Source organism: Agreia sp., assembly GCF_964263775.1.
Taxonomy (GTDB): Bacteria; Actinomycetota; Actinomycetes; order Actinomycetales; family Microbacteriaceae; genus Agreia.
This window is the reverse complement of the sequence record NZ_CAXVWM010000136.1, coordinates 1-8,232: the sequence shown is the minus strand read 5'-3', so window position 1 is coordinate 8,232 and position 8,232 is coordinate 1. Positions and strand designations below refer to the sequence as shown.

The following is an 8,232-nucleotide window of genomic DNA, read 5'->3' as shown; positions in this document are numbered from 1 at the left end:
TGCTGCCGAGGCCTCGTACTGGGCGGCGGTCTCCGTGTCGCCCGTCAGTCGGGCCAGCTCGGCGATCGCCATCGCGTCGCCGTACTGGTAGGCGTTCAGAGTCGGGCGATAGCCCTCGCCGCCGTGGTAGGGGTCGTCGCTCTGGTAGGAGCTCGCCGTGAACTCCATCGCATCCCACACCGGCGCCTGCCAGTACAGGCCGAGCTCGGCGTTGAACTGCGGCGACCATGCCTGCCACTGACGCTCGAGTTCGGGCAGCAGGGCCGTGGCCTCGGTCAGGTCGCCATCGACTTTAGCTCTGGCCAGCACCGCGTCGGCCACCCAGAACGAGTACTGGTGCGCCCAGTCGGTCGTCTCCTTGTTGAGCCCGTCGGTCGCGGGCTTGGAGCCCGCGCCCGACCCCGTGAGCCAGTAGTCGACGTAGTCGTCGACATAGCGCTGGTCGCGCAGCCACCGTCCCTCGTAGATGTGGTGGCCGGCGGCGGCCGAGATGCCGCCTCCGGGGCCGGCGTAGCCCACCGGGCCGAGAAACTCCGAGACGATCCAGCCGTCGTCGGGCCCGGTGTACTTCAGAGCCTCTTTGTAGGTGCGCCAGCGGTAGTAGTAGGTGGATTCGATCTCGGCGTCGGGCAGGTCGATGAAAGGGATGTTCGACTCGTACCAGCCGGGATCGGCCATGCCCGCGAGAGCGTCGGAGTGGTCGAGGAACGAGGTGCCCGCGCCGACCGAGGGGTACGCGGTGAAGCCGTCGACGGCCGGGGCTGCAGAGGCCGCGGGCGGTGTTCCGAGCGCTCCGGCCGCATCGGCACCCGCGAGCAAGACGCTCGCACAGGCGACGAGCGCGATCGCCGCGTGCAATCGGACACGTTTTTGGACAGTTCTGCGCACGAGGAGGCCCCTTTGCCTAGACGGTGGACGAGCGCCGAAAAACCGCGCTCACACGGAACCTAGTGGAACGAGGGGGCCGAGGTCAATCTTCGCGAGGTTCGAGCAGGATGGTGCGCGCGGCCATGCCGATCACGGCGCTGTATGTGGGGTACGCGAAGCGAACGTTCGCCAGCGTAGCGACGTCGACCCCCGCCGCCATCGCGGTCGTCACCGACTGCACGACCTCGATCGCGTTCTCTCCGACGGCGTGCGCGCCGAGGATCAGTTCGCGCCTGCTGTCGGCGATGAGTTTCAGAAAACCGGTCTCTCGATCATCGATGACAGCCCGGTCGACACTCGAGAACGAGACGGTCGCGACGACGCAGGTGATGTCGCGCTGGCGGGCCTCGGCCTCGGTCAGCCCCACGCCGGCGTAGTCGGGATCGGTGAATCCTCCCGCGGGCAGCAGATGGTGCGGCGTGCGACGGTTGGCGCCGAGTACGGCGTTCTCGGCTGCCGCCTCGCCCTCGAACTGTGCCGCCTGCACCAGCATGTCCCGACCGTTGGCATCACCGACGGCGAAGATGTGCGGCACCACCGTGCGGAAATATGCGTCTGCCGGAATGGACGAACGAATGACCTCGATGCCCGCGTTCTCCAGCCCCAGGTCGTCGACGTCTGCGGGCCAGCCGGTCGCCATGATCACGGCGTCGTAGTCGGCCGATCGGTCGGCTCCAGCCTCTCGCCACGAGAGCGTGATTCCGGATGCGGTGCGCGCCAGGCTGTCGACACCGTCGATGCCGGTGTGTACGTCTACTCCCTGCGAGACGAAAGCCTCGGCCACGGCATCCGAGATCGACGAATCCGACGGCATCAGAATGCGGGGAGCCACGTCGAGCACCGTCACCTTCGAGCCGAACGAACTGAAGACGGTCACCAGCTGGGCGCCCGTGTTGCCGGCACCGATGACCGCGACGCGGCCGGGCAGCGACGGCAGGTCGAGCACGTGCTCCGGCACCGTGGCGAGTTCGCTGCCCGGGATGGGCAGTCGGCGCGAGTGCCCGCCGACGCAGATCAGGATAGACGAGGCGGTGACCCGGCGGCCGCTGTCGAGCACGAGCGTCGAATCGTCGGCGAAACGCGCGCGGCCCTCTCGGATGAGGTCGATGCCGGCCTCCGAGAAACGCGCGGCCTCCCGCTTGATCGAGCGCACCCTGTCGACCCGGTCCTGCACGCGGGCCACCGTGCTCGCCCAGTCGATGACCGGCGCAGCCACGTCGACCCCGTAGACATCGGCGTGGCGGGTCTCGCGAATCAGCCGTGCCGTCTTCGCGAGCACCCGGGTAGGTACGCACCCCGTGTTCACACAGGTTCCCCCGAGCTTTCCCGCCTCCAGCACGACGACCGTTGCGCCCAACTCCGCGGCACGCAGTGCGGCCGCCGTTCCGGCCGGGCCGGCGCCGATCACGGCCACGTCGTAGTGCTTCGGTGCTTCAGTCATCGTTGCCTCTCGTCTTGATACGGGAACCTCGTCATGCCGGAACGTCTTCACGCAGGAACGCGAGCGCCGCGTCGCGAAAGTGCCGAGAGGTGGGCGCGTTGAAGTGATTGCGGCCGGGAATCTCGCAGAAGCTGCCGTTCGGGGTCGCGGCCGCGAGGCGTCTCGAGCGCTCGAGGATTCCGTCGTCGCTGCCCGTGGCGAACAGCACGGGCTGCGCCGGCGGGTTGCCGGGGTCGGGCTGGATGCCGTCGCGCATCCCGTCGACGAGGCTCATCAATGCGGTCAGGTCGTTGCCCGGGATGGCCGAGGCCATCGTGACGTAGGCATTCGTGATTTTGTCGTGCACCGGCGAGCCGTCGGCGATGAACGCGCGCGCCTGGTCGGTTCGCAGCCGGGTGAGCGGCCGGCCATCCGGTATGCCCCCGAGCACAGCGCGCGTGATGCGGCCCCGCAGGTCGAGGGATGCCTGCCACCCCACGCGCGCGCCCAGCGAGTACCCGGCATACACGGCCTCGTCGATGAGGTACGTGTCCATCACGATGAGCAGGTCGGAGACGAGCTGCTCCATCGAATAGGCCTGCGGGTCATGGGGCTTGTCGCTTGCCCCGTGACCGCGCTGGTCGAGCGCGATCACGCGGAAGCCCGCGCGGGTGAGGTCCCTCGTCCAGCCGGTGTCGTGCCAGTTGACGAGCGCGCTCGACGCGAAGCCGTGAACCGCCAGCACCGTCGGCGCGTCAGGATCGCCGAACTCGTAGGTCGCGAGCGCGATGCCGTCGGAGGTCATGACCTTCACCGCTGGCGGGGCGGGCGGAGTGAGTGCATTCATCGTACGTATAGCATGGCGGAATCTTCGCGGGGTCGTCGCTGCGTGAGCACCTGGCCTGTGACGTAGACTCGCACAGTCGTCCGCACCCGGGCTTCGTTCGTGCGATCGATTCGTACGGCTGGTTTTCATTCTGAAAGGCCCGTTCGTGGCTGAAACTGTCCGGGGCGACAACCCCTCCTCCGCACCTCCCGTCGTCTCGCGTCGGGCGTGGCAGGCCCTCATCGTGCTGCTCGCCGGCATGTTCATGGCGCTGCTCGACACCACGATCGTCAACGTCGCCCTGCCCACTATTCGTACGACGCTCGACGCCAGCGAGGGCACGCTGTCGTGGATCATCTCGGGCTACGCGCTCGCGTTCGGCCTCGCCCTGATTCCGGCCGGACGTGTCGGCGACCGGATCGGGCACAAGTGGGTCTTCTTCACCGGTCTTGCACTGTTCACGATCGCCAGTCTCTTCTGCGGCCTCGCCCAAGACGACCTGCAGCTCGTCATCGCCCGTGTCGTTCAGGGTCTCGCCGGCGGAATGTTCGTGCCCGCCGTGACCGCGTTCATCCAGCTTCTCTTTCCCGGTCGCGTGCGCGGCAAGGCGTTCGCGATCATGGGTGCCGTCATCGGCGTCTCGTCGGCGCTCGGTCCGATCATCGGCGGCCTGCTCATCCAGGCCTTCGGTGAGACCGACGGATGGCGACTCGTCTTCTGGGTGAACCTGCCCATCGGCATCGCGACGCTCATCGCGGCGGCCATCCTGCTGCCGAAGCAGAGCGCCGAGGAGGCGAGCCACGCCGATCGCTCGGGTCTCGACTGGATCGGTCTGGTGCTGGTGTCGGCGAGCCTCATCGCGCTGCTCGTTCCCCTGATCGAGGGTCAGGACCAGGGCTGGCCGCTCTGGACGATCCTCACCCTGATCGTGGGCGCCCTGCTCATGGTCGCGTTCGGTGCGTGGGAGGTCGCCTACGCGAAGCGCGGCCGCAGCCCGCTCGTTCCGCCCCGATTGTTCTCGCACCCCGCCTTCACCGGCGGCGTCATCCTCGCACTCGTGTACTTCGCCGCCTTCACGAGCATCTTCTTCACGATCTCGATTTTGTGGCAGTCGGGCCTCGGCCACACGGCGCTCGAATCGGGCATCGTCTCGATTCCCTTCGCCATCGGAGGCATCGTGGGCAGCGCGCAGAGCAACAGGCTCACGCAGCGACTCGGCCGCACGGTGCTGATCATCGGAACGTCGCTGGTCGTTCTCGGCCTGCTCTGGCTCTGGCTCGTTCTGCTGCTCACGAACGCGGCCGAGCTCACCAATTGGCTGCTGATCGCTCCGCTGCTCATCGCGGGTCTCGGCAACGGCCTGTTCATCGCCCCGAACGCGCAATTCATCGTGGCCACGGTCGACCGGCGCGAGGCGGGCGCGGCCAGCGGCGTGATCAGCGCTGTGCAGCGCATCGGAAGCGCGGTCGGCATCGCCGTGATCGGCAGCGTGTTCTTCGGCAACCTGGTGATCGGGGGCAAGACGGCGGATGCCGTGGCCACCGGATTCACCGACGCGGCGGCAGCGGCGATGGTCGTCTCGCTCGGCTTCGCGGTGCTGGCGTTCCTGCTCGTGTTCGCGCTGCCGCGCCGAACGAGCACGGGGCACTAGCGCCGCCGGGTGCGGATGCCGCGACGCGGGTCAGGCGGTCGCGCGCGCCTCGTCGTAGGTGGCGCGGGTGGCTCCGATGTCGGGTGCGGATGCCTCGAGCAGGTCGGCGAGGGTGCGCAGGTTCTCGGCGACGAGGGTTCCGAGCACGGTGAGCGAGTACTCCACGCGGGGCGGAATGGTGGAGTGCACCTCGCGAGTGACCATTCCATCGCGTTCGAGGGTCTGAAGGGTTTGCGAGAGCATCTTCTCGCTGACCCCCTCGACCTTGCGGCGCAGCGCATTGAAGCGAAAGTCGCCCTCGCCCAGCGCGAGCAGGGCCAGGCTCGACCACTTCGTGGACACGTCTTCGAGGGCAGCGCGCGACGTGCAATCGCGTGCGAAGACGGAGGTGACGAGTTCGTCGCTCGGGGTCGCCTCGTCTGTCATGTTCCTATCGTAACCCGTGCTGCGCATTCGTGCGTACTGTGTAATAGTTAGTGCTACACGATCGAAAGCAAAAAGGAGAATCATCATGACCACCTACGCCGTCACCGGAGCATCAGGACACTTCGGCCGCCACGCGGTGAGCGCCCTCATCAAGTCGGGCATCGCACCGAGCGACATCATCGCCCTCGTGCGCACGCCCTCCAAGGCCGCCGACCTGGCCGAACAGGGAGTGCAGGTGCGCGCCGCCGACTACTCCGACCCCGCCACGCTCTCCACCGCACTCGACGGCGTCGACCTCCTGCTGCTGGTCTCAGGCACCGAGATCGGCAAGCGCGCCGAGCAGCACGCGAACGTGATCGACGCAGCGAAGGGCGCCGGAGTCTCGCGCATCGTCTACACGAGCGCACCCCGTGCCGACACGTCTGAGCTCGTTCTCGCCCCCGAGCACAAGGCGACAGAAGCGGTGCTTCGGGCATCCGGTGTGCCCTTCACCATTCTGCGCAACGGATGGTACGTCGAGAACTATCTCGGCCAGCTCGACCATAACCGCGCCTCCGGAGAAATGGTCGGGGCCGCCGGCGACGGCCTCGTGTCGGGCGCACCGCGAGCGGACTACGCCGCGGCGGCTGTCGCGGCCATCACGCAGCCGGGCCACGAGAATGCGACCTACGAACTCGGCGGTGCGCCCGCGTTCACCATGACCGACCTCGCCTCGGCGCTCACAGTGGCGACCGGCACGACGATCGAGTACCGCGATGTGTCGCCCGAGGAGAACCAGGCGATCCTCGAAGGTGCCGGCCTCGACGCCGGAACCGCCGAATTCGTGACCGCACTCGATGTGGCGGCCAAGCGTGGCGACCTGTACACGGAGTCCCGCGACCTGCAGCGCCTTCTCGGCCGCGACAGCACGCCGCTCGCCGAGTTTCTCGCCGCCGCAGCAGAGTAGTGCGCGTGGGGGGCGGTAAGCGGAGTCAAGTGGGGCAACCCCCAGCTTGTGAGGAACTAAACTCTCCTCTGGACGATCGCTCGGTTCGCGAGCCGCACCCCACGAACACAACTCGATAGGAACCTCCGTTGGACGGAAACGCTACGACGACTCACCGCAATGTCGCACTTCTGTCGGTCGCAACCACCATGGCGACCCGAATCACGACATCAGCTGAGATCGATCGTCGGCTCGCTCCCGCTCTGAAACGGCTGAAACTTCCCACCGGCCTTCTGCAGCGCGTCGCCGGAGTGCACGAGAGACGCAACTGGGGCGAAGGCCAGACATTCGACGACGCCGCCATCGAAGCGGGCAAGAGGGCGCTCGCCGAGGCCGGCATCCGACCCGACCAGGTGGGCCTGCTCATCAACACCTCGGTGACCCGCAAGCACCTCGAGCCCTCCGTCGCGGTGCGCATCCACCACGGGCTCGGCCTGCCGTCATCGGCCACGAACTTCGACATCGCCAATGCCTGCCTCGGCTTCGTGAACGGCATGGCGCTCGCCGGCCAGCTCATCGACGCCGGCCAGATCGACTACGCCGTGATCATCGACGGCGAAGACGCAGACGAGATCCAGACCAACACGATCGAGCGTCTGGGCCGAGAAGGCATCAAGCGCAAAGACTTCATGAGCGAGTTCGCGAGCCTCACCCTGGGTTCCGGGGCCGCGGCGGCCGTGATCGGCCGGGCCGACCTGCATCCGGAGGGCCACCGCATGCTCGGCGGCATCACCCGCGCGGCCACCCAGTTCAACGACCTCTGCGTCGGCAGCGTCGATGGCATGTTCACCGATGCGAAAGCCCTGCTGAAGGGAGGCATGGAGCTCGTCGTCAGCGCCTGGAAAGACGCGAAGAAGCAGTGGAGCTGGTCGCACATGGACCGCTACATCATGCACCAGGTCTCGTCGGTGCACACCAACGCCATCGTCAAAGCGGCCGACCTCGACGCCACCCGGGTGCCCATCACATTCCCGCTGCTCGGCAACGTCGGCCCCGCCTCGATTCCGATCACGCTCGCCGAAGAGGCCTCGAAGCTCGTGCGCGGCAACCGCGTGCTGCTGATGGGGGTGGGCTCGGGCCTCAACACCTCCATGATGGAGATCGCCTGGTGAGTGCCGGCCCCTCGCGCCTTCCCCGGTCGGCGGGTCGCACCGCTTTCGCGTCGCTTCCGCCTGCCGGCCTGCCGGGCATGGATGCGCGATTCTCCCGGCTCGTCGAGGTTTCAGGCGGCGACTCCGGTCGCCCGGTCACCTGGCACGTGCTCGACAACGCGGCCGTTCTCGAGCAGCTCGGCGTGACGCCCGTGGGCACGATGCTGTGCGTGCACGGCAACCCCACGTGGTCGTATCTGTGGCGCGGGCTCGTGACCGCCGCGACGGATGCCGCCGCGGTCGCCGCCGATACCGGCTCGGGCGAGGTGTGGCGAGTTCTCGCGGTCGACCAGCTCGAGATGGGATTCTCGGAGCGCACGGGGTCGGAGCGCGCGTTGACGCGGCGAGTCACGGACCTCTCGGCGCTCACCGACACCCTCGAACTGTCCGGCCCGGTCGTCACGGTCGGACATGACTGGGGCGGAGTCGTGTCGATGGGCTGGGCGGTCGATCATCCTGACTCACTCGCCGGCGTCGTGCTGTTGAACACGGCGATTCACCAGCCCGAAAGCCGCGCCATTCCCTGGCCGCTGCGCCTCGCCCTGCAGCGCGGCGTGCTGGGACGAGCGACGGTGGCCACGCCCGCGTTTCTCGAGACGACGCTCGCGCTGGCGCATCCGGCCCTGTCTGCCGACGTCAAGAACGGCTACCGCGCGCCCTACCGCACGGCCGACAGGCGCGGCGGCATCGGCGCGTTCGTGGCCGATATCCCGGTCGACGAGAGTCATGAATCGTGGAACGAGCTCGAGCGCATCGCGGCCGGCGTGCGCGAGCTGGGCGTTCCCTCGCTGCTGCTGTGGGGCCCCCGCGACCCCATCTTCTCCGACGTGTACCTCGACGATCTCG

General features: G+C 67.9%; 8 protein-coding genes. 4 read left to right on the top strand and 4 right to left on the bottom strand.

Annotated elements, in window-relative coordinates; translation table 11 throughout:
* From ACE5CZ_RS10715 to ACE5CZ_RS10705, 3 genes are all read right to left on the bottom strand, one after another.
* The coding region (locus ACE5CZ_RS10715) for a hypothetical protein (RefSeq protein WP_374947319.1) at nt 1-858 on the bottom strand (858 nt) is incomplete at its 3' end.
* A 112-nt stretch (nt 859-970) separates the two neighbouring features.
* Nucleotides 971-2,368, bottom strand: a complete 1,398-nt coding sequence (locus tag ACE5CZ_RS10710) for a dihydrolipoyl dehydrogenase family protein (RefSeq protein WP_374947318.1) — start codon at nt 2,366-2,368, stop codon at nt 971-973.
* A gap of 31 nt (nt 2,369-2,399) precedes the next feature.
* A complete protein-coding gene (locus ACE5CZ_RS10705) occupies nt 2,400-3,152 on the bottom strand; it encodes an alpha/beta fold hydrolase (RefSeq protein ID WP_374947317.1) in 753 nt (250 codons plus the stop codon).
* Between the two features lie 187 nt (nt 3,153-3,339).
* On the opposite strand from ACE5CZ_RS10705, the gene ACE5CZ_RS10700 reads away from it, so the two are divergent.
* Nucleotides 3,340-4,824, top strand: a complete 1,485-nt coding sequence (locus ACE5CZ_RS10700; RefSeq protein WP_374947316.1) for an MFS transporter — start codon at nt 3,340-3,342, stop codon at nt 4,822-4,824.
* A 30-nt stretch (nt 4,825-4,854) separates the two neighbouring features.
* Here the strand turns inward: ACE5CZ_RS10700 and ACE5CZ_RS10695 are convergent, their stop codons facing one another.
* A complete protein-coding gene (locus tag ACE5CZ_RS10695; RefSeq protein WP_374947315.1) occupies nt 4,855-5,250 on the bottom strand; it encodes a winged helix-turn-helix transcriptional regulator in 396 nt (131 codons plus the stop codon).
* 85 nt (nt 5,251-5,335) lie between these two features.
* Between ACE5CZ_RS10695 and ACE5CZ_RS10690 the strand changes: the two genes are divergently transcribed.
* From ACE5CZ_RS10690 to ACE5CZ_RS10680, 3 genes are all read left to right on the top strand, one after another.
* Nucleotides 5,336-6,196 carry an SDR family oxidoreductase gene (locus ACE5CZ_RS10690; protein WP_374947314.1) on the top strand — a complete coding sequence of 287 codons (861 nt, stop codon included), beginning with the start codon at nt 5,336-5,338 and terminating at the stop codon, nt 6,194-6,196.
* 128 nt (nt 6,197-6,324) lie between these two features.
* On the top strand, nt 6,325-7,347 hold the full coding sequence (locus ACE5CZ_RS10685) for a 3-oxoacyl-ACP synthase III (RefSeq protein ID WP_374947313.1): 1,023 nt from the start codon (nt 6,325-6,327) through the stop codon (nt 7,345-7,347).
* The coding region (locus tag ACE5CZ_RS10680) for an alpha/beta fold hydrolase (protein ID WP_374947312.1) at nt 7,344-8,232 on the top strand (889 nt) is incomplete at its 3' end. The genes ACE5CZ_RS10685 and ACE5CZ_RS10680, both read left to right, overlap by 4 nt.